The organism is Streptomyces sp. NPDC059852, from assembly GCF_042731455.1.
Lineage (GTDB): Bacteria > Actinomycetota > Actinomycetes > Streptomycetales > Streptomycetaceae > Streptomyces.
The window spans coordinates 235,316-256,927 of sequence record NZ_JBHWJK010000002.1 but is presented as its reverse complement, the minus strand read 5'-3'; the positions used below and the strand labels follow the sequence as shown (position 1 = coordinate 256,927).

Sequence of the window (21,612 nt, the reverse complement as noted above, 5' to 3'; positions counted from 1 at the left end):
CTCAGTTGCCCGCCACGGACCTCACGGCGACCGACACGGGAGTGGAGCCGCTGATCAGCTCGAGCGTCAGGCCCGCGGTCGCCGGAGTGTCCAGCAACTCCGCCAGGACGGCGGCCACATCGTCCCGGGGGATCGGGCCGCGGCCGGTGTGGGCCTCCAGGCGGACCAGGCCCGTCCCGGCGTCGTCGGTCAGCATGCCGGGCCGCAGGATCGTCCAGTCCAGGGCCTCCTGGGAGCGGACGTACGCGTCGGCCTCACCCTTGGCGCGCAGGTAGACGTCGAAGATCTCGTCGCCCTCGTGCGCCGGGTCGGCGCCCATCGAGGAGACGACCAGGAAGCGGCGTACGCCCGCCCGGACCGCCGCGTCCGCGAAGAGGACCGCGGCGCCCTTGTCCACGGTGTCCTTGCGGTCGGCCCCACTGCCCGGGCCCGCGCCGGCCGCGAACACCGCCGCGTCGGCACCCCGGAGCCGCTCCGCGACCTCCTCGACCGACGCCGACTCCAGGTCCAGCACCACGGGTTCGGCACCGGCCTCTCGCAGATCGTCGCTCTGTTCGGCCTTGCGGATGACTCCCGCGACCTCATCACCGCGCGCGGAGAGCAACTGCTCCAGCCGCAGCGCGATCTGACCATGACCACCAGCGATGACAATGCGCATGCCTTCGACCGTACGCCGGGCCGACCTCATCCGCCGCACGACGCCCGCCAGTCACCCACGTCAGCGCACACATCGATGTGCACGGCAGGGGAGCGTTCTCACGAGACGTCCCCTCGCCCCTGCCGTGGCAGCCCGAGTTCCGTTGCCGCGGCCGAGTCGCGGTACTCGCGTACGGCCCCCGCCAGTCACCCACGTCAGCGCACACATCGGCGTGCACGGCAGGGGAGCGTCCTCACGAGACCTCCCCCCGCCCCTGCCGTGGCAGCCCGAGTTCCGTCGCCGCGTCCGAGTCGCAGTACTCGCGTACGGCGCTCGTGCGGGCCACCACGCGGCCGCGGTGCACCACGATCCGGCTGTAGGCCAGGGACAGCGCCGCCGCGAGGCGTTCCCCGCGCACCGCGAGCAGTTCGGCCGGGAAGCCCGCCTCCACGCGGACCTCCGGCAGGCCCAGCACCGCGCGCGCCGACGCGCTCACGCAGTCGTACGCGTCCTCGGGACGCAGCCCGTGGCGGGAGGCGAGCAGATAGGCGGCCTCGAACGGGTCCCCGCGGCCCACCGGGTTGGAGACGTCCTGCAGGGCGCCGCTGCCGGCGGCGACCCGGACCCCGGCGGCGCGCAGCAGCCGTACGGGCGCCGTGCCGCGGCGTTCCGCGCCCCCGCAGCCGCCCTGAGGGAGGCACACCACGGTGACCCCGGCCGCGGCGAGCTGGTCGGCGGTGCGGGAGGCCACGTCCGTGGGCAGGCGGCCCAGGCCGCCGCAGGGGCTCAGCGTGACGCCGGGGCGCAGGCCGCCCGCCATCGCGGCGAGACGGGACAACCGGGCCGGGTCCGTGGCGTCGGTGTGCAGATCGACGGGGCAGCCGTGCTCGGAGGCGACCTCCAGGACGGCCTCGACGTATCCGGTCGGGTCGGGGTCCAGGTCGGGGCAGCCGCCGACGACCGAGGCGCCCATCTTCAGCGCGTCCCGCAGTATGGCCAGCCCGTCCGCCCCCGCCACGCCGGTCAGCAGCCGGGGCATGGCGACCGTCGTCAACTCCGTGAGCCCGCGCAGCGAGCGCCGTGCCTGGAGGACCGCGGCGAGTGCGTTCAGCTCCTGGACGTCGCCCACGTGCACGTGGGCCCGCAGCGCGGTCGCGCCGTGTCCGAGCTGGAGCAGGGCGGCCTCGGTGGCCCGGCGCTGGACGGCCTCGGCCTCGTAGGACACGGGCCCGTCCCGGTCGTCGGCGGAGAGGGCGGTGTCGGCGTGGGCGTGCGGTTCGGCCGGGGCCGGCAGGAGCAGGTACCCGCTCAGGTCCACACGGGACCCGCACGCGCGTGTGCCGTCCCCGGTCAGGCTCCCGGCCGTCCCCACCGCCTCGATGCGCCCGCCGCTCAGCCGTACGTCGACGGTCCGGCCGTCGGTGAGGCGTGCGCCGCACAACAGGAGGGTGCCCGGGTCGGCGGGTCCCGACGAGGAGGACGAGGGGGGCGGCTGGGGGTGGCTGTCGGGCATCGCGCTCCAGGGGCTCGGGCTGCGCATCGGTGCTGCGGGACCCTGCCGGGGCACTGCGCCGGGCATGCAAGATCACGCAGAGTGAGTCGAGCCTAGGGTGGCCGTGCGGCCCTGGCGCGCAGGAGCGCAATAGTCGTACCGGCGTGGTCCGTCGTGGAGCGGGGTCGCGGCACGGTCCTGGAGTCGGGCGTTCGACCCGGTGTTCGGGTGCGGACGGGGGCCGGGAAACGGATTTGGGCGAACGGCGGCAGACCGTGTAATGTCTTCATCGCTCGCCCCAATAGCTCAGTCGGCAGAGCGTCTCCATGGTAAGGAGAAGGTCAACGGTTCGATTCCGTTTTGGGGCTCTGGTGTGAAGGGTTCCCGTCGCAAGACGGGGCCTGTCGCATCACAGCGGTGTAGCTCAGTCGGTAGAGCAAGCGGCTCATAATCGCTGTGTCACCGGTTCAAGTCCGGTCACCGCTACTGACAGTAGCCGATTGCGGGGTCGGTCCTTCGATCGGCTACTCTTTCTTGCGTTGAATCAGTCCATCCGTTCGTCTTAGGAGCACTCACGTGGCTGCCACCGACGTCCGCCCGAAGATCACGCTGGCCTGCGTGGAGTGCAAGGAGCGGAACTACATCACCAAGAAGAACCGGCGTAACAACCCGGACCGACTGGAGATGAAGAAGCACTGCCCGCGTTGCAACGCGCACACCGCGCACCGCGAAACGCGATAAATCAGGCTCGTACGCGAGGCCGTCCCCGATCGTGGGGGCGGCCTCGCGTCGTTTCCGCTCCGGTTACCGGTCGGTTCCGGCCGCCGGGCATCGGAGCGGGATGCGCGCAGCCGCGTCAGGACATTCGCAGCAGACAGCAGGAGGTGCCGGGCCATGGCGCTCGACCAGTCCTTCGTGGGGCGGAGCTACCCGCCCACCGAGCCCTACGAGGTGGGGCGGGAGAAGATCCGTGAGTTCGCGGTGGCGGTGGGGGACGCCAACCCGGTCTACACGGACCCGGAGGCCGCCAAGGCGCTCGGTCACCCCGATGTGATCGCCCCGCCGACCTTCGTCTTCGCGATCACCTTCGCGGCCGCCGGGCAGGTCGTCGCCGACCCGCAGCTGGGCCTGGACTACAGCCGGGTGGTGCACGGCGACCAGAAGTTCGCCTACACCCGCCCGGTGCGCGCCGGTGACCGGCTCTCCGTGACCTCGACGATCGAGGCCGTCAAGACGATGGCGGGCAACGACATCCTGGACGTCCGCGGCGAGGTCCACGACGAGGCCGGCGAGCACGTCGTGACCGCCTGGACGAAGCTCGTGGCGCGCGGGGCCGAGGAAGGGCAGGGCTGAGACCGATGACGGCGAAGATCGCGTACGACGAAGTCGAGGTCGGCACCGAGCTGCCCGCCCAGAGTTTCCCCGTGACCCGCGCCACGTTGGTGCGGTACGCGGGCGCCTCGGGCGACTTCAACCCGATCCACTGGAACGAGAAGTTCGCCAAGGAGGTCGGGCTGCCGGACGTCATCGCGCACGGCATGTTCACGATGGCCGAGGCGATCCGGGTGGTCACCGACTGGACCGGCGACCCCGCGGCGGTCGTCGAGTACGGCGTCCGCTTCACCAAGCCCGTCATCGTGCCGAACGACGACAAGGGCGCCACGATCGAGGTCAGCGGCAAGGTCGCGGCCAAGCTCGACGACAACAGGGTCCGGGTGGACCTGACCGTGATGAGCGCCGGGCTGAAGGTGCTCGGCATGTCCCGGGCGGTCGTCCAGCTGGCGTGACGCACACGCGCGCGTGGGGGGCGTCCCGCCTTGCGGGGCGCCCCTTCGCCGTACCGAGCCAAGCCCCGAGAATCGCCCTTGACTTAGTTAGTGATTGAGTACTAACTTCAAAGCATGGTCAGGATGAGTGCGGAGGAGAGGCGCGAGAGCGTCGTGCGGGCGGCCATGGCCGAGTTCGCGCGGGGCGGCTACTACGGCACCTCCACCGAGTCGATCGCCAAGCGGGTCGGTGTCTCGCAGCCGTATCTCTTCCGGCTCTTCCCGGGCAAGCGGGCGATCTTCCTGGCCGCCGCCGAGCAGTGCGTGGAGGACATCCACCGGGTGTTCGCCGAGGCCGCCGAAGGGGTGGAGGGCGAGGAGGCCCTGCACGTCATGGGTGAGGCCTATCACCGGATGGTCTCCGAGCAGCCCGAGCGGCTGATGATGCAGATGCAGATGTTCCTCGCCGTGGCCGCCGCCGAACAGGAGGGCGACCACGAGTTCGGCGAGGCCGTGCGGGCCGGCTGGATGCGCCTGTGGGACACCGTGCATCTGCCTCTGGGAGCGGACGTGCAGGAGACGACGACCTTCATGGCGTACGGGATGCTCATCAACTGCCTGGTGGCCATGGGCTTCCCGCCCGAGCACCGGGTCTGGGCGGGTATGCAGTCCGCCGAGCGGGACGAGGGCGGGAGCGGGTCGTAGGGGAGGGCGGCGGGGATCGCCGTGCTTCTTCATGGCCGCAGAAGTTAGTGATCAATAACTATCAAGCGGAATCGCACACTCCTGGGGGAGCGATGTCACACCGGACCGATCAGAACGCGGGGGCCACGAACCCGCGCGGGGCCGTATGGGCCCTGGTCATCACGAGCATCGCCGGATTCATGGCGGCACTCGACAACCTCGTCGTCACCACCGCGCTGCCCTCCATCCGGGAGGACCTGGGCGGTGGACTGCACGACCTGGAATGGACGGTCAGCGCCTACACGCTCACCTTCGCCGTCCTGCTGATGTTCGGCGCGGCGCTCGGGGACCGCTTCGGCCGCCGCAGGCTCTTCCTCGTCGGCATCACGATCTTCACCGCCGCGTCCGCCGGCGCGGCCCTCGCCCCCGGCATCGACTCGCTGATCGCCGCCCGCGCGGTGCAGGGCGTCGGCGCCGCGATCATGATGCCGCTCACCCTCACCCTGCTGACGGCGGCGGTGCCCGCGGCCCGGCGCGGGATGGCGTTCGGCATCTGGGGCGCGGTCAACGGGCTCGCGGTCGCGTCCGGCCCGCTCATCGGAGGCAGCCTCACCGAGCACATCTCCTGGCAGTGGATCTTCTGGCTGAACGTCCCGCTCGGTGTCGCCCTGCTGCCGCTCGCCCGGCTGCGCCTCGCCGAGTCGCACGGCACCGGCGCCCCGCTCGACCTCCCCGGCACCCTGCTGGCCAGCGGCGGACTCTTCGGCATCGTGTACGGGCTGGTGCGCGGCCCCTCCGACGGCTGGACCGGGCGTCTGGTCCTGACGGGCCTGTTCGCGGGCGGCGCGCTGCTCGCCGGGTTCGTCCTCTACAGCACCCGGGCCCGCAACCCCATGCTGCCCATGCGGCTGTTCCGCTCCCGCGCCTTCGCCGGGATCAACGCCGCGAGCCTGCTGATGTTCCTCGGCATGTTCGGGTCGATCTTCCTGCTCAGCCAGTACATGCAGGGTGTGCTCGGCTACTCGCCGACCGAGGCGGGGCTGCGGATGCTCCCCTGGACCGGCATGCCGATGCTGGTCGCGCCGGTCGCGGGCATCCTGGCCGACCGCATCGGGGGGCGGCCCGTGGTCGCCACGGGACTGTTCCTCCAGGCCGCCGGTCTCGCCTACATGGCGTCCGTGGTCACCGTCGACGTCTCCTACGCCGCCCAGCTGCCCGGTCTGATCATCAGCGGGGTCGGCATGGCGCTGTTCTTCGCGCCCGCCTCCCATCTGGTCATGTCCAGCGTCCGCCCCGCGGAACAGGGCATCGCGTCCGGCGCCAACAACGCCCTGCGCGAGGTCGGCGGCGCACTCGGCATCGCGATCATGGGCTCGATCTTCGCGGCCCAGGGCGGCTACGAGACCGGCCAGACCTTCGTCGACGGGCTGCGGCCCGCCCTGGTCACCGGCGCCGCCGTGGTGGCCCTCGCCGGTGCCGCGGCCCTGCTCGTCCCCGGCCGGCGGCACGCCGTCGAGGCCGCCGGAGACGAGGCCGGGAGCCTGCCGGAGCGCGAGCTCCAGCCGGCGTCCCGGTGACCTCGCCCCACCCACGTCCGTCCATCGAGAAGAGAGGAACAGCCGTGCCCACGCTTCCCTGGACCACGCCGAACCCCGTCCCGCCCGGCGCCGACGCGCTCGTCTTCGCCTCCCGCTTCGAGACCCGCACGCTGTGGGGAGCGTTCGCCTTCTTCCTCCGCACGCCGGGCGTGTGGCGGCAGGTGAGCCGGGCGCCGGGGGCGTACGGCGCCACGCTGAAGGCCGAGGTCCTCAAGAAGACGTTCTGGACCCTGTCCGCCTGGGAGTCGCCGGCCGCGCTGAAGGAGTTCGCCCGCTCCGGCCCGCACGCCCCGACCGCCCGGGGACTGTCCGGGCAGATGCGGGACGCGCAGTTCGCGCGCTGGGAGGTGCCGGGCGACGCGCTCCCGCTGGACTGGACCGAGGCGCGCCGTCGGCTCACCTGACCGGCACGCGCGCGTGGAGCCCGTCACGGTCCCGGTATCCACAGGGGTGCCGGGGCCGTCGGCGCCGTCTCGTAGTCTTGGGCGCGTGCAGGTACTCCACGACGCCCCCCTCGCCCCGCTCACCACGTTCCGCCTGGGCGGCCCGGCCACCCGCCTGGTCACCGCCACCACCGACGCCGAGGTGATCGACGTCGTGCGCGAGGCGGACGCCGCGGGTACCCCGCTGCTGGTCATCGGCGGCGGGTCGAACCTGGTCATCGGCGACAAGGGCTTCGAGGGCACCGCCCTGGTCATCGCCACGCAGGGCGTCGAGCTCGACGGCACCACCCTGGAGCTGGCCGCGGGCGAGGTGTGGACCGACGCGGTCGCCCGCACCGTCGAGGCCGGGCTCGCCGGCATCGAGTGCCTCGCCGGCATCCCCGGCAGCGCGGGCGCGACCCCGATCCAGAACGTCGGGGCGTACGGCCAGGAGGTCTCCGCGAGCATCACCGAGGTGATCGCCTACGACCGCCGGGCCGGTGAGACCGTCACGCTGACGAACGGGGAGTGCGCCTTCTCGTACCGCCACAGCCGCTTCAAGTCCGACCCCGAGCGCTATGTCGTCCTGCGCGTCCGGTTCGAGCTGGAGGACGCGGACGGGCTCTCCGCGCCGGTCCGGTACGCCGAGACCGCCCGCGCCCTCGGCGTGGAGGTCGGCGACCGGGTGCCGCTGGCCGCCGCGCGGGAGACCGTCCTGAAGCTGCGCGCCGGGAAGGGCATGGTGCTCGACGCCGACGACCACGACACCTGGTCGGCCGGGTCGTTCTTCACCAACCCGATCCTGACCGACGAGCAGTTCGCGGCGTTCCGCGCGCGCGTGGGCGAGCGTCTCGGCGAGGGCGTGGAGCCGCCCGCGTACCCGGCGGGGGAGGGACACACCAAGACCTCCGCGGCCTGGCTGATCGACAAGGCCGGTTTCACCAAGGGCTACGGCAGCGGCCCCGCCCGTATCTCCACCAAGCACACCCTCGCCCTCACCAACCGGGGCGCGGCGACCACCGAGGACCTGCTGGCGCTGGCGCGCGAGGTCGTCGCCGGGGTCCACGAGGCGTTCGGGATCACGCTGGTCAACGAGCCGGTGACGGTCGGCGTCAGCCTGTAGACGCGCCGCCCGCAAGGGCGTCAGTAGGCCACCCCGACGCCCTGCTTCACCGTCCTCGCGTCCTGGGTCATCGCCAGCATCGCGTGGGCCACGTCCGCGCGGCCGATGAAGCGGCCCCGGGGCGGGGTCCCGCCGATCACCGTGCGGTACGCGCCGCCGAGCGGCTTGTCCTGGAGGCGGGGCGGCCGGACCGACGTCCACTCCACGGAACTGCAGGCGAGCTCCGCCTCCATCTCCCGCAGGTCGTCGTAGACGCTCTTGAGGACCTTGGAGACCACGGCGTGCATGGTCCGGTCCAGCGGGCCGTCCTCCGGCGCGGCCGGCCCCAGCGGCGCCGCGCTCACCACCAGCAGCCGGCGCGTGCCCTCGGCCTCCATGGCCCGCAGCACCGTACGGGTCAGCCGCGTGGTGATCCCGGCGTCCTTGCGGGTGCGCGCGCCGAGACCCGACAGCACCGCGTCCCGGCCGGCCACCGCGGGACGCACGGCCTCCGGGTCGGTCAGATCCGCGCGGAACACCTCCAGCCCCGCCCCCGTCACCGGAAGCCGCGCGGGATCCCGTACGACCGCCGTCACCTCGTGCCCGGCGGCGAGCGCCTGACGGACGATCTCCTGACCGATGCCTCCGGTGGCACCGAACACCGTGAGCTTCATGGCTCTCCCCGATTCCGAACGAGTAGTGGGTAAGTGTTCACTCCACCCATGCTTTGCCTCCAGGGTGGGTAAGTACTCACTCACCCGTCAACCCCCGGTAAGGTCCGTCGCGTGGAATCCGTGCAGAAGCCCGCCCGCGTCCGCATCCTCGACGCCGCCCACGACCTGCTGCTCACCGTCGGTCTCGCCCGGGCCACCACCAAGGAGATCGCCAAGGCGGCCGGGTGCTCTGAGGCCGCGCTCTACAAGTACTTCGAGAGCAAGGAGGAACTGTTCGTCCGCGTCCTCGGCGAGCGGCTGCCCCGCCTGACCCCGCTGCTCGGCACCCTCACGGCCGAGCCCGGCACCGGCACCCTGGAGGACAACCTGGCCCGCATCGCCGAGCAGGCCGCCCTCTTCTACGAGCAGAGCTTCCCGATCGCCGCCTCCCTGTACGCCGAGCCCCAGCTCAAGCGGCGGCACGACGAGGCGCTGCGCAAGATCGGCGCCGGCCCGCACGTGCCCATCGAGGCCCTCGACGCCTATCTGCGCGCCGAGCAGGCCGCGGGCCGCGTCCACCCCGGAGCCGACACCTTCGCGGCCGCCTCGCTGCTCCTCGGCGCCTGCGCCCAGCGCGCGTTCGCCTACGACGCCGGCCCGGAGGACGCCCGCCCGCCCGTGGCAGCCTTCGCCGCCCGGCTCGCCCGGACCCTGGTGGACGGAATCTCCGTTGCGCGGGACGCCGCCCGCCCGTGACCCTGACGCCATGAGGCATCGCACATGCGGCTGAGGCTGACCGAGTTCCGGCCCCGGACCGGGCCGCACGTCCACCGGGTCGTCCAGCCGAGGACAGCCCTGCGCCACACCTCGCTGACCGCGCCCGACCCCATCGGCCTGCTGATCGGCGACCACGACGGCCTGAGCAGGCTGGCCGCCCTCCTCTCCTTCGCGTCCCGCTCCCCGCACACGATCGTCCACGTGCCCCTGCGCGACGGCGTCCCGCCCGACGAGGGCCGGGGCGAGCCGATCGACCTCGTCCTGGCCCACCGCACCCTCGGCCTGCGCCCCAGCCGGTGGCCGGGACTGCGGCGCGCTCTGGGCCAGGGCACCCCACTGACCGTCCGCACCGACGAGGCCCGCACGGCACGGGACGCGCGCGCCTGGCAGGAGGCACGGGACCGCGACGACCTACGGCACACCACCCACGCGCGCACGCTCTTCCTGTTCGGCGGCCGGGAGGTGTTCGCCGATTCCGCCGAGGCGTTCGCCTACGCGGCCGGCTTCGGGCCCCGCCAGAAGCGCGTCGCCGAAGGGCGCCTCGCGTTCATGACGGGGCTGCCGCTGGCCCAGCCGCCCGGCGGCGGGCACCCGTTCGAGGTCCTGGTCTGCTTCAAGCCGTATCCGCCGTACGCCCACTTCGGACGGCCGGACCGGCCAGCCAGTCGTCCACGTCCGCCAGCAGCTTCTTCTTCGTCTCCTCGGGCGCGGCCGAGGCCCGTACGGACTGACGGGCCAGCTCCGCCAGCTCCGCGTCGCTGAAGCCGTGGTGATGCCGGGCGAGCTCGTACTGGGCGGCGAGCCGTGAGCCGAAGAGCAGCGGGTCGTCGGCGCCCAGGGCCATCGGCACGCCCGCCTCGAACAGGGTGCGCAGCGGGACGTCCTCGGGCTTCTCGTACACCCCGAGGGCGACGTTCGAGGCCGGGCACACCTCGCAGGTCACACCCCGGTCGGCGAGGCGCTTCAGCAGCCGCGGGTCCTCCGCCGCACGGACCCCGTGGCCGATCCGGTGCGCGTCCAGGTCGTCCAGGCAGTCCCGGACCGAGGCGGGCCCCGTCAGCTCGCCGCCGTGCGGCGCCGACAGCAGGCCGCCCTCACGGGCGATGTGGAAGGCGCGGTCGAAGTCCCGGGCCATGCCCCGGCGCTCGTCGTTGGAGAGCCCGAAGCCCACCACGCCCCGGTCCGCGTAACGGACGGCCAGCCGGGCCAGGGTGCGCGCGTCCAGCGGGTGCTTCATCCGGTTCGCCGCCACCAGGACGCGCATGCCGAGCCCCGTGTCCCGCGCCGCCGTGTCGACCGCGTCGAGGATGATCTCCAGCGCCGCGATCAGCCCGCCCAGCCGGGGCGCGTACGACGTCGGATCGACCTGGATCTCCAGCCAGCCGGAGCCGTCCCGCAGGTCCTCCTCGGCGGCCTCCCTGACCAGGCGCTGGATGTCCTCCGGCTGCCGCAGGCACGAGCGAGCGGCGTCGTACAGGCGCTGGAAGCGGAACCAGCCCCGCTCGTCCGTGGCCCGCAGCTTGGGGGACTCGCCTCTGGTCAGCGCGTCGGTCAGGGCCTCGGGCAGACGCACCCCGTACTTGTCGGCCAGCTCCAGCAGGGTCGTCGGCCGCATCGAGCCGGTGAAGTGCAGGTGCAGATGGGCTTTCGGCAGCTCAGAGACATCACGTACACGCTCCATTCCCAGATCCTGCCGCACGCCCGAGGGGTCCCGGTAGCGGTTTCCCCTTTAGTGGTCTTGCTCGCACAAACAAATGAGGGCGCCCCCGGAGATCCGGAGGCGCCCTCGGGCGGACGGGGACGTCAGTCCCGGGCCTCCGCCAGCAGCTTCTGGATACGGCTCACGCCCTCGACGAGGTCCTCGTCGCCGAGCGCGTACGACAGCCGCAGATAGCCCGGCGTGCCGAACGCCTCACCCGGGACGACCGCGACCTCGGCCTCCTCCAGGATCAGCTCGGCCAGCTCGACGCTGGACTGCGGGCGCTTGCCGCGGATCTCCTTGCCCAGCAGGGCCTTCACCGACGGGTAGGCGTAGAAGGCGCCCTCGGGCTCGGGGCAGACCACGCCGTCGATCTCGTTGAGCATCCGCACGATCGTCCGGCGCCGGCGGTCGAACGCCTCGCGCATCTTCGCGACGGCCTCCAGGTCGCCGGAGACGGCGGCGATGGCTGCGGCCTGCGCCACGTTGGAGACGTTGGACGTGGCGTGCGACTGGAGGTTGGTCGCGGCCTTGACGACGTCCTTCGGGCCGATGACCCAGCCGACCCGCCAGCCCGTCATGGCGTAGGTCTTGGCGACGCCGTTGACGACGACGCACTTGTCGCGCAGCTCGGGGAACAGGCCCGGCAGGGAGACCGCGGCGGCCTCGCCGTACACCAGGTGCTCGTAGATCTCGTCCGTGAGGACCCACAGCCCGTGCTCGAGGGCCCAGCGGCCGATCGCCTCGGTCTCGGCCTCGGTGTAGACGGCGCCGGTCGGGTTGGACGGCGACACGAAGAGGACGACCTTCGTCTTCTCGGTGCGCGCGGCCTCCAGCTGCTCCACGGAGACGCGGTAGCCGGTCGTCTCGTCGGCGACGACCTCCACCGGGACACCGCCGGCGAGCCGGATCGACTCCGGGTACGTCGTCCAGTACGGCGCGGGGACGATGACCTCGTCGCCCGGGTCGAGGATCGCGGCGAAGGCCTCGTAGATGGCCTGCTTGCCGCCGTTGGTGACGAGGATCTGCGAGACGTCCGGCTCGTAGCCGGAGTCGCGCAGCGTCTTCGCGGCGATCGCGGCCTTCAGCTCGGGAAGACCGCCCGCCGGGGTGTAGCGGTGGTACTTCGGGTTCTTGCAGGCCTCGACGGCGGCCTCGACGATGTAGTCCGGGGTCGGGAAGTCGGGCTCACCGGCGCCGAAGCCGATCACCGGACGCCCGGCGGCCTTGAGGGCCTTGGCCTTGGCGTCCACGGCGAGGGTGGCGGACTCGGAGATCGCGCCGATTCGGGCGGAGACCCGGCGCTCGGTCGGAGGGGTTGCAGCGCTCATGGCCCCATCGTTTCAGACAGGAAACGCGCCCGGCACACGGGTTTCACGGACTGAACATCCCCTGAACATCCGTCCGGATCCCGCCCTCGGCCAGCGCGATCTTGTCTCCGCGGACCGGCGCCCGTCCGGCGATCCTCCGGCGGCCGCGTCCTCATCGGCCACTTTCTGTTCGACGGGGCGCCCGGGACCACGTACACTCTCACCTCGTTGGCCTTCAGCAGCCGCCGCCGCACGGTGCACACCGAGCACTCGCGCGGATGCGGTACGTTGGGGGACACACAAAGGGTCGTAGCTCAATTGGTAGAGCACTGGTCTCCAAAACCAGCGGTTGGGGGTTCAAGTCCCTCCGGCCCTGCTACACACACCATCGCCAGGATGTGTGCGCATGTACGTACAGCAATGCACCGCCGTGCGGCTCAAACCGGGCGCGGCACGGCCACGACCCGGAATCAGGTGAGGACGAGTGACGGACGCCGTGGGCTCCATCGACATGCCTGATGCCCAGGACGAGGCGCCGGAGAAGAAGACGCGCAAGGGCGGCAAGCGCGGCAAGAAGGGCCCGCTGAAGCGGCTCGCGCTGTTCTACCGCCAGATCGTCGCGGAGCTCCGGAAGGTCGTCTGGCCGACGCGCAATCAGCTGACGACGTACACCACTGTGGTGATCCTCTTCGTCGTCATCATGATCGGTCTCGTGACCGTGATTGACTATGGGCTCGACCACGCAGCCAAGTACGTCTTCGGCTGAGCACAGAGCGAAGGGCGCCGCGGGTCACCGGCGCCCCTTTCGCATGTTCCACCCCTATGTATCCAGGAAGAAGCAGCCACCGTGTCTGACCAGAACCTGAACGACGCCGTCGAGCCGGACCAGTCCGTGGACGACGAGCTCGACATCGTCGAGGGCGCGGACGAGGACCTGGACGAGGTCGAGGCTGCCGACGCCGAGGCGGGCGAGCCCGCCGAGGAAGCCGCGGTGAGCGCCGAGGACGCTTCGGACGACGCCGAGGCCGCCTCGGTCGACGCCGAGGACGCGGACGAGGCGACCGAGGAGGAGGCCGAGCCGGCCGAGCCCGTCGACCCCGTCGCCGCCCTCCGCGAGGAGCTCCGCACCCTGCCCGGCGAGTGGTACGTGATCCACACCTACGCCGGCTACGAGAACCGCGTGAAGACCAACCTGGAGCAGCGCGCCGTCTCGCTGAACGTCGAGGACTACATCTTCCAGGCCGAGGTGCCGCAGGAAGAGGTCGTCCAGATCAAGAACGGCGACCGCAAGACGATCAAGCAGAACAAGCTGCCGGGCTACGTCCTGGTCCGCATGGACCTGACGAACGAGTCCTGGGGCGTCGTCCGCAACACCCCGGGCGTCACCGGCTTCGTGGGCAACGCCTACGACCCGTACCCGCTGACCCTGGACGAGATCGTCAAGATGCTCGCCCCGGAGGCCGAGGAGAAGGCCGCCCGCGAGGCCGCCGAGGCCGAGGGCAAGCCGGCGCCGCAGCGCAAGGTCGAGGTCCAGGTGCTGGACTTCGAGGTCGGCGACTCGGTCACCGTCACCGACGGCCCGTTCGCCACGCTGCAGGCCACGATCAACGAGATCAACGCCGACTCCAAGAAGGTCAAGGGTCTCGTCGAGATCTTCGGCCGTGAGACGCCGGTCGAGCTGAGCTTCGACCAGATCCAGAAGAACTAGCCGGCGTCTTCGCCAGAGCTTCCGAACAGGTCAGACCGGCTGTCCCGCAGCCTGTCTGACCTGCTCGGTTTCAGGCCGCGCATCTATACCCGTTATCGTTGTGCGGTATGCCTGCGTCCAGGAACGCCATCTGGGGGCGGGTAGGACCCGAAGAGAGGAACCGGAGAGCAATGCCTCCCAAGAAGAAGAAGGTCACGGGGCTCATCAAGCTCCAGATCCAGGCCGGTGCCGCGAACCCGGCCCCGCCGGTCGGCCCCGCGCTGGGTCAGCACGGCGTCAACATCATGGAGTTCTGCAAGGCCTACAACGCCGCGACCGAGTCGCAGCGTGGCTGGGTCATCCCGGTGGAGATCACGGTCTACGAGGACCGCTCCTTCACCTTCATCACCAAGACGCCTCCGGCCGCCAAGATGATCCTCAAGGCCGCGGGCATCGAGAAGGGCTCCGGCGAGCCGCACAAGACCAAGGTCGCCAAGATCACCGAGGCGCAGGTCCGCGAGATCGCCCAGACGAAGCTGCCCGACCTCAACGCCAACGACCTGGACGCCGCGTCGAAGATCATCGCCGGCACCGCGCGTTCCATGGGCGTCACGGTCGAGGGCTGACCTCCACCCCCCGTACGACAAGCAGAACGTGGGAGGGCCTGCTCGGCCCGGACCACGACTCCTAAGAACACACAGGAGCAGTAGTGAGCAAGCGCAGCAAGTCTCTCCGCGCTGCGGACGCCAAGATCGACCGGGACAAGCTCTACGCCCCGCTCGAGGCCGTCCGTCTCGCCAAGGAGACGTCCACGACCAAGTTCGACGGCACCGTCGAGGTCGCCTTCCGTCTGGGTGTCGACCCGCGCAAGGCCGACCAGATGGTCCGTGGCACCGTGAACCTTCCGCACGGCACCGGTAAGACCGCCCGGGTCCTGGTCTTCGCGACCGGTGACCGTGCCGAGGCCGCGCGTGCCGCGGGCGCCGACATCGTCGGCGCCGACGAGCTGATCGACGAGGTCTCGAAGGGCCGCCTGGACTTCGACGCCGTCGTCGCCACCCCGGACCTCATGGGCAAGGTCGGCCGCCTCGGCCGCGTCCTCGGCCCCCGTGGTCTGATGCCGAACCCGAAGACCGGCACCGTCACGCCGGACGTCGCCAAGGCTGTCAACGACATCAAGGGCGGCAAGATCGAGTTCCGCGTCGACAAGCACTCGAACCTGCACTTCATCATCGGCAAGACGTCGTTCGACGACACCAAGCTGGTGGAGAACTACGGCGCGGCCCTGGAGGAGATCCTCCGTCTGAAGCCGTCCGCCGCCAAGGGTCGCTACATCAAGAAGGCCGCCATCAGCACCACGATGGGCCCCGGCATTCCGCTCGACGCCAACCGCACCCGCAACCTCCTCGTCGAGGAGGACCCGGCCGCGGTCTGAGCCTTCCCGCTCACCGACGTCGGCGACGGGCCCCGCATCCTCGAGGTGCGGGGCCCGTTCCTCGTCCCGGCCCGCCGTGTCCGTGCCCTGGGTTAACGTGCCTTCACGGGAACCGCACGGGGGGACGTATGAGCAGCACGAGGGCGCACTGGCCGGCGCTGTGGAGCGCCCTTACGGCCGCGCTGACGGCCCTGGCCGCCTGCACCGCCCCCGACGGGTCCGCGGGCCCCGAGCGCACCGCGCCCGCCCCGGCCGTGACGCCCGCCCCGGCCGTGACGGCCGCCCTGCGCCAGGCCGAGCGCTCTACCGACCGCGCCGCGTCCTCGTACGTGGAGTCCACGACCACCCTGGGCTCCTCGCTCTCCATGACGGCCCGCGGCACCCTCGCCTGGCACGGCCCCCTCACCGGCACCCTGCGCATCCGGTACACGGGCGGCAGCACGGCCGACACGATGCGCCGCCTGGGCACCACGTCGATGGAGGCCCGCTACCTTCCCGACGCGTACTACGCGCGCATGGGCGAGGTGTTCGCCGGCAGGACCGACGGCAGGCACTGGATCAGATACGCCTATGACGACCTGGAGCGCCTCGCGGGCAGCTCCGGAGCGGACCTCGCCGACCGGATGCGCGACACCGCGCCGCACACCTCGGTGAAGCGGCTCCTCGCGTCCTCGGACGTTCGCAGGGTCGGTGAGGAGACCGTGCGGGGCACGCGGACCACGCACTACTCCGGCACCGTGCCGGGGGAGGGCGCGCACGCGCAGACCGTCGAGATCTGGGTCGACGACCGGGACCTGCTGGTCAAGAAGGTCGAGAAGGGCCGTACGGCCACGGGGGCGCTGACCCAGACCGCCTTCTACCGTGACTACGGCGTCGGGGTCACGGTCAGCAAGCCGCCGGCCGGGGACACCGCGGACCTCGGGGAACTGCTGGGGAGCGAGCCCGGGAGCTGATGCCGTAAGGGGCGATTTGCCTGACGGCGATGGCGTCCCGTACTCTCCTACAGAAGCCAAAGACCGCTGGTCGTTGCCGTGCGCTCGGATGAGGGTGCGGTGGCCGAAGGATCCGCTGAATAGCGGACGACCCGCGCAGGTGTCAGTGGAAGAACTCCCGGAGCGCGCACAGCCTGTGTGCGAGGCCGGTCGAGTCCGCCCCGTGCGCCTGCGCCGGGGCGTTTCGTTTTCCCCAGTCCTCCTTCGGGTCCGCGCGGTCAGAATCACCCGGAAGGAGGCCGAGACTCTATGGCGAGGCCCGACAAGGCTGCCGCAGTGGCCGAGTTGACGGAGCAGTTCCGCAACTCCAGCGCTGCCGTGCTGACCGAGTACCGCGGTCTCACCGTGGCGCAGCTCAAGACGCTGCGTCGTTCGCTCGGTGAGAACGCCCAGTACGCCGTGGTGAAGAACACGCTGACCAAGATTGCGGCCAACGAGGCCGGGATCTCGACGCTGGACGACCTGTTCAACGGTCCGACGGCTGTCGCCTTCGTCACCGGTGACCCGGTGGAGTCGGCTAAGGGTCTGCGCGACTTCGCCAAGGACAACCCGAATCTCGTCATCAAGGGCGGTGTCCTTGACGGCAAGGCGCTGTCCGCCGACGAGATCAAGAAGCTTGCGGACCTCGAGTCCCGCGAGGTTCTGCTCGCCAAGCTGGCGGGCGCTCTGAAGGGCAAGCAGACGCAGGCTGCTCAGGTCTTCCAGGCGCTCCCGTCGAAGCTCGTCCGCACCGTGGACGCGCTTCGTGCCAAGCAGGACGAGCAGGGCGGTGCCGAGTAATTCGGCTCGCACGATGACCGCCGCCGCCTGAGGCGGAGGTCGTAGCGGGCCAACGTACGCCCGCCAGCACATGTACATCCGGCACCTGCCGAATTAGTGGAAGGAAAGCCATCGTGGCTCTCACCCAGGACGAACTGCTCGCCGAGTTCGAGAACATGACCCTGATCCAGCTCTCCGAGTTCGTGAAGGCGTTCGAGGAGAAGTTCGACGTCACCGCCGCCGCTGCGGCCGTCGTCGCCGCCCCGGCCGCCGGCGGTGCCGCCGGTGGTGCCGAGGCCGTCGAGGAGAAGGACGAGTTCGACGTCATCCTCACCGGCGCCGGCGACAAGAAGATCCAGGTCATCAAGGTCGTGCGTGAGCTGACCTCCCTCGGCCTGAAGGAGGCCAAGGACCTGGTCGACGGTGCGCCGAAGCCGGTTCTGGAGAAGGTCAACAAGGAGGCCGCGGACAAGGCCAAGGAGTCCCTCGAGGGCGCCGGCGCCTCCGTCGAGGTCAAGTAAGACCTTCACGAACGCAGCGGCCCGCTAGGGCTGTAACGCGAGCGTACCGAGGAGCGATCATCCATTCGGGTGGTCGCTCTTCGGCGTTCCCGGGGTGCGGCCGCGGTTGCCTTGCGCCGCGTTCGTCGGGGGGTATGGTGATCTTCGTCGTGTCCCTGGTCGGCCCGGGGTTCGGGTATGAGGGCCTTGACGAACCGCACGCAGCGCGCAATTCTCAGGACGCGTCGTCACAAGGATCCGAATCCGAGGCATGGATCGACGGCGAAGAGGGCAGTATCAACGTGCGTTGAAGGCAGGCATGGCGCAGGCGTTGAGAACAATGAGGGTCTCTGAAAACCGGGACTGGACATCAGTGTGCCAAGTGGCTACACTGACCCTTTGCGCTGCCTGTTAGCTGTCCCCTGCCCGTCACCAGGGGTCTGCCCTCGCCTCAGTATCGCCGACCGGACATCTCCGACCTGGCCCAACGGTCAGATCGGGCGACGTCTGTCCCGATAGGGGAGTGAGGGGCCGGTACGCGCGTAGTGAGTCCGAGCCCTCGGAAGGACCCCCTCTTGGCCGCCTCGCGCAACGCCTCGACCGCGAATACGAACAACGGCGCCAGCACCGCCCCGCTGCGCATCTCTTTTGCAAAGATCAAGGAGCCCCTCGAGGTTCCGAACCTGCTCGCGCTGCAGACCGAGAGCTTCGACTGGCTGCTCGGCAACACCGCCTGGCAGAGTCGGGTCGAGGCGGCTCTGGAGTCCGGTCAGGACGTCCCCACCAAGTCCGGCCTCGAGGAGATCTTCGAGGAGATCTCCCCGATCGAGGACTTCTCCGGGTCGATGTCGCTGACGTTCCGCGACCACCGTTTCGAGCCCCCGAAGAACAGCATCGACGAGTGCAAGGAGCGCGACTTCACGTACGCGGCCCCGCTCTTCGTCACCGCCGAGTTCACGAACAACGAGACCGGCGAGATCAAGTCCCAGACGGTCTTCATGGGCGACTTCCCGCTCATGACCAACAAGGGCACCTTCGTCATCAACGGCACCGAGCGTGTCGTGGTGTCGCAGCTGGTCCGCTCGCCCGGCGTCTACTTCGACTCCTCCATCGACAAGACGTCCGACAAGGACATCTTCTCCGCCAAGATCATCCCGTCCCGGGGTGCCTGGCTGGAGATGGAGATCGACAAGCGCGACATGGTCGGTGTGCGCATCGACCGCAAGCGCAAGCAGTCCGTCACCGTCCTCCTGAAGGCGCTCGGCTGGACCACCGAGCAGATCCTCGAGGAGTTCGGCGAGTACGAGTCGATGCGCGCCACCCTGGAGAAGGACCACACCCAGGGCCAGGACGACGCGCTGCTCGACATCTACCGCAAGCTGCGTCCGGGCGAGCCCCCCACGCGTGAGGCCGCGCAGACGCTGCTCGAGAACCTCTACTTCAACCCCAAGCGCTACGACCTCGCCAAGGTCGGTCGCTACAAGGTCAACAAGAAGCTGGGTGCGGACGCTCCGCTGGACGCGGGCATCCTGACCGTCGAGGACATCATCTCGACGATCAAGTACCTGGTGAAGCTGCACGCGGGCGAGACCGAGACGGTCGGCGACAGCGGTCAGAGCATCGTCGTCGAGACCGACGACATCGACCACTTCGGCAACCGTCGTCTGCGCAGCGTCGGCGAGCTCATCCAGAACCAGGTCCGTACGGGTCTGGCTCGTATGGAGCGCGTCGTGCGCGAGCGCATGACCACCCAGGACGTCGAGGCGATCACGCCGCAGACCCTGATCAACATCCGGCCGGTCGTCGCCTCCATCAAGGAGTTCTTCGGCACCAGCCAGCTGTCGCAGTTCATGGACCAGAACAACCCGCTGTCCGGGCTGACGCACAAGCGTCGTCTGTCCGCGCTCGGCCCGGGTGGTCTGTCCCGTGAGCGGGCCGGCTTCGAGGTCCGTGACGTCCACCCGTCGCACTACGGCCGCATGTGCCCGATCGAGACGCCCGAAGGCCCGAACATCGGTCTGATCGGTTCGCTCGCCTCCTACGGCCGCGTCAACGCGTTCGGTTTCGTGGAGACGCCGTACCGCAAGGTCGTCGACGGCCAGGTCACCGACGAGGTGGACTACCTGACGGCCGACGAGGAGGACCGCTTCGTCATCGCGCAGGCCAACGCCACGCTCAACGACGACATGCGGTTCGAGGAGGCCCGGGTCCTGGTCCGCCGTCGTGGCGGAGAGGTCGACTACGTCCCCGGTGACGACGTCGACTACATGGACGTCTCGCCGCGCCAGATGGTGTCGGTCGCGACCGCCATGATCCCGTTCCTCGAGCACGACGACGCCAACCGTGCCCTCATGGGCGCGAACATGATGCGTCAGGCCGTGCCGCTCATCAAGAGCGAGGCCCCGCTCGTCGGCACCGGCATGGAGTACCGCTCCGCCGTCGACGCCGGCGACGTGGTCAAGGCCGAGAAGGCGGGTGTCGTCCAGGAGGTCTCTGCGGACTACATCACCACCGCCAACGACGACGGCACGTACATCACGTACCGTCTGGCCAAGTTCGCCCGCTCCAACCAGGGCACCTCGGTCAACCAGAAGGTCATCGTCCACGAGGGCGACCGGATCATCGAAGGCCAGGTCCTGGCCGACGGCCCGGCCACCGAGAACGGCGAGATGGCCCTCGGCAAGAACCTGCTCGTGGCGTTCATGCCGTGGGAGGGTCACAACTACGAGGACGCGATCATCCTGTCGCAGCGCCTCGTGCAGGACGACGTCCTCTCCTCGATCCACATCGAGGAGCACGAGGTCGACGCCCGTGACACCAAGCTCGGCCCCGAGGAGATCACCCGGGACATCCCGAACGTCTCCGAGGAGGTCCTCGCCGACCTCGACGAGCGCGGCATCATCCGCATCGGTGCCGAGGTCATCGCCGGTGACATCCTCGTCGGCAAGGTCACGCCCAAGGGTGAGACCGAGCTGACGCCGGAGGAGCGCCTGCTCCGCGCGATCTTCGGTGAGAAGGCCCGTGAGGTCCGTGACACCTCGCTGAAGGTGCCGCACGGCGAGACCGGCAAGGTCATCGGCGTGCGCGTCTTCGACCGCGAGGAGGGCGACGAGCTTCCCCCCGGTGTGAACCAGCTGGTGCGCGTCTACGTCGCGCAGAAGCGCAAGATCACCGACGGTGACAAGCTCGCCGGCCGTCACGGCAACAAGGGCGTCATCTCCAAGATCCTGCCGATCGAGGACATGCCGTTCCTGGAGGACGGCACCCCGGTCGACATCATCCTCAACCCGCTGGGTGTCCCGTCCCGAATGAACCCGGGACAGGTCCTGGAGATCCACCTCGGCTGGCTCGCCAGCCGCGGCTGGGACGTCTCCGGCCTCGGCGAGGAGTGGGCGCAGCGCCTCCAGGCCATCGGCGCCGACCAGGTCGCCCCCGGCACCAACGTCGCGACCCCGGTCTTCGACGGTGCGCGGGAGGACGAGCTGGCGGGTCTGCTCCAGCACACCATCCCGAACCGGGACGGCGAGCGCATGGTGCAGCCGACCGGTAAGGCGCGGCTGTTCGACGGCCGCTCCGGTGAGCCGTTCCCGGACCCGATCTCCATCGGGTACATGTACATCCTGAAGCTGCACCACCTGGTCGACGACAAGCTGCACGCCCGCTCGACCGGCCCGTACTCGATGATCACCCAGCAGCCGCTGGGTGGTAAGGCCCAGTTCGGTGGCCAGCGGTTCGGCGAGATGGAGGTGTGGGCGCTGGAGGCGTACGGCGCCGCCTACGCCCTCCAGGAGCTGCTGACCATCAAGTCCGACGACGTCACCGGCCGCGTGAAGGTCTACGAGGCCATCGTCAAGGGCGAGAACATCCCCGAGCCCGGCATCCCCGAGTCCTTCAAGGTGCTCATCAAGGAGATGCAGTCGCTCTGCCTGAACGTGGAGGTGCTGTCCAGCGACGGTATGTCCATCGAGATGCGTGACACCGACGAGGACGTCTTCCGCGCTGCGGAGGAGCTCGGCATCGACCTGTCCCGGCGCGAGCCGAGCAGCGTCGAAGAGGTCTGACGGGAGTCCGGCGGGGCCCTCACCCACAGGGCCCCGCC

General features: G+C 70.2%; 21 protein-coding genes, 3 tRNA genes and 1 pseudogene. 20 read left to right on the top strand and 5 right to left on the bottom strand.

Translation table 11 applies throughout. From position 1 onward, the window contains the following. Position 1: 1 nt before the first annotated feature. Together ACFV46_RS03550 and ACFV46_RS03545 are read right to left on the bottom strand one after the other, a co-directional pair. Positions 2-658, bottom strand: coding sequence for an SDR family oxidoreductase (locus ACFV46_RS03550; RefSeq protein ID WP_361925610.1), 657 nt, complete (start codon positions 656-658; stop codon positions 2-4). 232 nt (positions 659-890) lie between these two features. After that, positions 891-2,150: an amidohydrolase family protein gene (locus tag ACFV46_RS03545; protein ID WP_385496873.1), complete on the bottom strand. Its 1,260-nt coding sequence runs from the start codon at positions 2,148-2,150 to the stop codon at positions 891-893. Positions 2,151-2,424: 274 nt separating this feature from the next. On the opposite strand from ACFV46_RS03545, the gene ACFV46_RS03540 reads away from it, so the two are divergent. The 9 genes from ACFV46_RS03540 (at position 2,425) to ACFV46_RS03500 (ending at position 7,722) form a co-directional block, all read left to right on the top strand. After that, positions 2,425-2,497: transfer RNA gene (locus ACFV46_RS03540), tRNA-Thr, on the top strand. Positions 2,498-2,542: 45 nt separating this feature from the next. Beyond that, positions 2,543-2,615 (top strand) — tRNA-Met (locus ACFV46_RS03535). 90 nt (positions 2,616-2,705) lie between these two features. Beyond that, positions 2,706-2,870 carry a 50S ribosomal protein L33 gene (gene rpmG, locus ACFV46_RS03530; protein ID WP_003948671.1) on the top strand — a complete coding sequence of 55 codons (165 nt, stop codon included), beginning with the start codon at positions 2,706-2,708 and terminating at the stop codon, positions 2,868-2,870. 153 nt (positions 2,871-3,023) lie between these two features. Next, positions 3,024-3,482, top strand: a complete 459-nt coding sequence (locus ACFV46_RS03525; protein ID WP_151785387.1) for a MaoC family dehydratase N-terminal domain-containing protein — start codon at positions 3,024-3,026, stop codon at positions 3,480-3,482. Positions 3,483-3,487: 5 nt separating this feature from the next. After that, positions 3,488-3,916, top strand: coding sequence for a MaoC family dehydratase (locus ACFV46_RS03520; protein WP_361925612.1), 429 nt, complete (start codon positions 3,488-3,490; stop codon positions 3,914-3,916). A gap of 114 nt (positions 3,917-4,030) precedes the next feature. Continuing rightward, positions 4,031-4,600: a TetR/AcrR family transcriptional regulator gene (locus tag ACFV46_RS03515; RefSeq protein WP_385496872.1), complete on the top strand. Its 570-nt coding sequence runs from the start codon at positions 4,031-4,033 to the stop codon at positions 4,598-4,600. A gap of 92 nt (positions 4,601-4,692) precedes the next feature. Beyond that, on the top strand, positions 4,693-6,156 hold the full coding sequence (locus ACFV46_RS03510) for an MFS transporter (protein WP_385496871.1): 1,464 nt from the start codon (positions 4,693-4,695) through the stop codon (positions 6,154-6,156). Between the two features lie 44 nt (positions 6,157-6,200). Continuing rightward, positions 6,201-6,581 (top strand): DUF3291 domain-containing protein, encoded by a 381-nt coding sequence (locus ACFV46_RS03505; RefSeq protein ID WP_385496870.1) that lies wholly within the window; start codon positions 6,201-6,203, stop codon positions 6,579-6,581. An 85-nt stretch (positions 6,582-6,666) separates the two neighbouring features. Continuing rightward, positions 6,667-7,722 carry a UDP-N-acetylmuramate dehydrogenase gene (locus ACFV46_RS03500; protein ID WP_385496868.1) on the top strand — a complete coding sequence of 352 codons (1,056 nt, stop codon included), beginning with the start codon at positions 6,667-6,669 and terminating at the stop codon, positions 7,720-7,722. Between the two features lie 20 nt (positions 7,723-7,742). Here ACFV46_RS03500 and ACFV46_RS03495 read toward each other — a convergent pair whose 3' ends face one another. Then, positions 7,743-8,375, bottom strand: coding sequence for an NAD(P)-dependent oxidoreductase (locus ACFV46_RS03495; protein ID WP_385496866.1), 633 nt, complete (start codon positions 8,373-8,375; stop codon positions 7,743-7,745). A 111-nt stretch (positions 8,376-8,486) separates the two neighbouring features. On the opposite strand from ACFV46_RS03495, the gene ACFV46_RS03490 reads away from it, so the two are divergent. Both ACFV46_RS03490 and ACFV46_RS03485 read left to right on the top strand, forming a co-directional pair. Next, entirely contained in the window at positions 8,487-9,110 is a 624-nt protein-coding gene (locus ACFV46_RS03490; protein ID WP_385496864.1) for a TetR/AcrR family transcriptional regulator, read from the top strand. A gap of 24 nt (positions 9,111-9,134) precedes the next feature. Beyond that, a pseudogene (locus ACFV46_RS03485) lies at positions 9,135-9,788 on the top strand (hypothetical protein); the annotation flags it as partial. Here ACFV46_RS03485 and ACFV46_RS03480 read toward each other — a convergent pair. Beyond that, positions 9,745-10,812, bottom strand: a complete 1,068-nt coding sequence (locus ACFV46_RS03480) for an adenosine deaminase (protein ID WP_385496863.1) — start codon at positions 10,810-10,812, stop codon at positions 9,745-9,747. The pseudogene ACFV46_RS03485 and the gene ACFV46_RS03480 overlap by 44 nt on opposite strands. 122 nt (positions 10,813-10,934) lie before the next feature. Further along, positions 10,935-12,161, bottom strand: a complete 1,227-nt coding sequence (locus ACFV46_RS03475; RefSeq protein WP_376728975.1) for a pyridoxal phosphate-dependent aminotransferase — start codon at positions 12,159-12,161, stop codon at positions 10,935-10,937. Positions 12,162-12,443: 282 nt separating this feature from the next. Between ACFV46_RS03475 and ACFV46_RS03470 the strand changes: the two genes are divergently transcribed. The 9 genes from ACFV46_RS03470 (at position 12,444) to rpoB (ending at position 21,574) form a co-directional block, all read left to right on the top strand. After that, positions 12,444-12,516, top strand: a tRNA-Trp gene (locus tag ACFV46_RS03470). Between the two features lie 108 nt (positions 12,517-12,624). Further along, the gene (gene secE / locus ACFV46_RS03465) at positions 12,625-12,906 is read left to right on the top strand and encodes a preprotein translocase subunit SecE (protein ID WP_361925630.1); all 282 of its coding nucleotides are present in this window, start codon (positions 12,625-12,627) and stop codon (positions 12,904-12,906) included. A gap of 81 nt (positions 12,907-12,987) precedes the next feature. Next, a complete protein-coding gene (gene nusG, locus ACFV46_RS03460) occupies positions 12,988-13,848 on the top strand; it encodes a transcription termination/antitermination protein NusG (protein WP_385496862.1) in 861 nt (286 codons plus the stop codon). A 170-nt stretch (positions 13,849-14,018) separates the two neighbouring features. Further along, positions 14,019-14,453 (top strand): 50S ribosomal protein L11, encoded by a 435-nt coding sequence (gene rplK / locus ACFV46_RS03455; protein ID WP_055622551.1) that lies wholly within the window; start codon positions 14,019-14,021, stop codon positions 14,451-14,453. An 83-nt stretch (positions 14,454-14,536) separates the two neighbouring features. Then, the gene (gene rplA / locus ACFV46_RS03450) at positions 14,537-15,262 is read left to right on the top strand and encodes a 50S ribosomal protein L1 (protein WP_151785397.1); all 726 of its coding nucleotides are present in this window, start codon (positions 14,537-14,539) and stop codon (positions 15,260-15,262) included. A gap of 128 nt (positions 15,263-15,390) precedes the next feature. Then, the gene (locus ACFV46_RS03445; RefSeq protein ID WP_385496861.1) at positions 15,391-16,215 is read left to right on the top strand and encodes a hypothetical protein; all 825 of its coding nucleotides are present in this window, start codon (positions 15,391-15,393) and stop codon (positions 16,213-16,215) included. Between the two features lie 288 nt (positions 16,216-16,503). Next, positions 16,504-17,034: a 50S ribosomal protein L10 gene (gene rplJ / locus ACFV46_RS03440; protein WP_055622549.1), complete on the top strand. Its 531-nt coding sequence runs from the start codon at positions 16,504-16,506 to the stop codon at positions 17,032-17,034. Between the two features lie 110 nt (positions 17,035-17,144). Continuing rightward, entirely contained in the window at positions 17,145-17,534 is a 390-nt protein-coding gene (gene rplL / locus ACFV46_RS03435) for a 50S ribosomal protein L7/L12 (RefSeq protein WP_283288197.1), read from the top strand. Positions 17,535-18,088: 554 nt separating this feature from the next. Beyond that, positions 18,089-21,574 carry a DNA-directed RNA polymerase subunit beta gene (gene rpoB, locus ACFV46_RS03430; protein WP_361925635.1) on the top strand — a complete coding sequence of 1,162 codons (3,486 nt, stop codon included), beginning with the start codon at positions 18,089-18,091 and terminating at the stop codon, positions 21,572-21,574. Positions 21,575-21,612: the final 38 nt, after the last annotated feature.

Excerpts from the sequence above, each read along its gene's own strand:
- ACFV46_RS03550 (WP_361925610.1), bottom strand. The coding sequence starts at position 658 with ATGCGCATTGTCATCGCTGGTGGTCATGGTCAGATCGCGCTGCGGCTG.
- ACFV46_RS03545 (WP_385496873.1), bottom strand. The coding sequence starts at position 2,150 with ATGCCCGACAGCCACCCCCAGCCGCCCCCCTCGTCCTCCTCGTCGGGA.
- ACFV46_RS03525 (WP_151785387.1), top strand. The coding sequence starts at position 3,024 with ATGGCGCTCGACCAGTCCTTCGTGGGGCGGAGCTACCCGCCCACCGAG.
- ACFV46_RS03520 (WP_361925612.1), top strand. The coding sequence starts at position 3,488 with ATGACGGCGAAGATCGCGTACGACGAAGTCGAGGTCGGCACCGAGCTG.
- ACFV46_RS03515 (WP_385496872.1), top strand. The coding sequence starts at position 4,031 with ATGGTCAGGATGAGTGCGGAGGAGAGGCGCGAGAGCGTCGTGCGGGCG.
- ACFV46_RS03510 (WP_385496871.1), top strand. The coding sequence starts at position 4,693 with ATGTCACACCGGACCGATCAGAACGCGGGGGCCACGAACCCGCGCGGG.
- ACFV46_RS03495 (WP_385496866.1), bottom strand. The coding sequence starts at position 8,375 with ATGAAGCTCACGGTGTTCGGTGCCACCGGAGGCATCGGTCAGGAGATC.
- ACFV46_RS03480 (WP_385496863.1), bottom strand. The coding sequence starts at position 10,812 with ATGGAGCGTGTACGTGATGTCTCTGAGCTGCCGAAAGCCCATCTGCAC.
- ACFV46_RS03475 (WP_376728975.1), bottom strand. The coding sequence starts at position 12,161 with ATGAGCGCTGCAACCCCTCCGACCGAGCGCCGGGTCTCCGCCCGAATC.
- rplK (WP_055622551.1), top strand. The coding sequence starts at position 14,019 with ATGCCTCCCAAGAAGAAGAAGGTCACGGGGCTCATCAAGCTCCAGATC.
- ACFV46_RS03445 (WP_385496861.1), top strand. The coding sequence starts at position 15,391 with ATGAGCAGCACGAGGGCGCACTGGCCGGCGCTGTGGAGCGCCCTTACG.
- rplJ (WP_055622549.1), top strand. The coding sequence starts at position 16,504 with ATGGCGAGGCCCGACAAGGCTGCCGCAGTGGCCGAGTTGACGGAGCAG.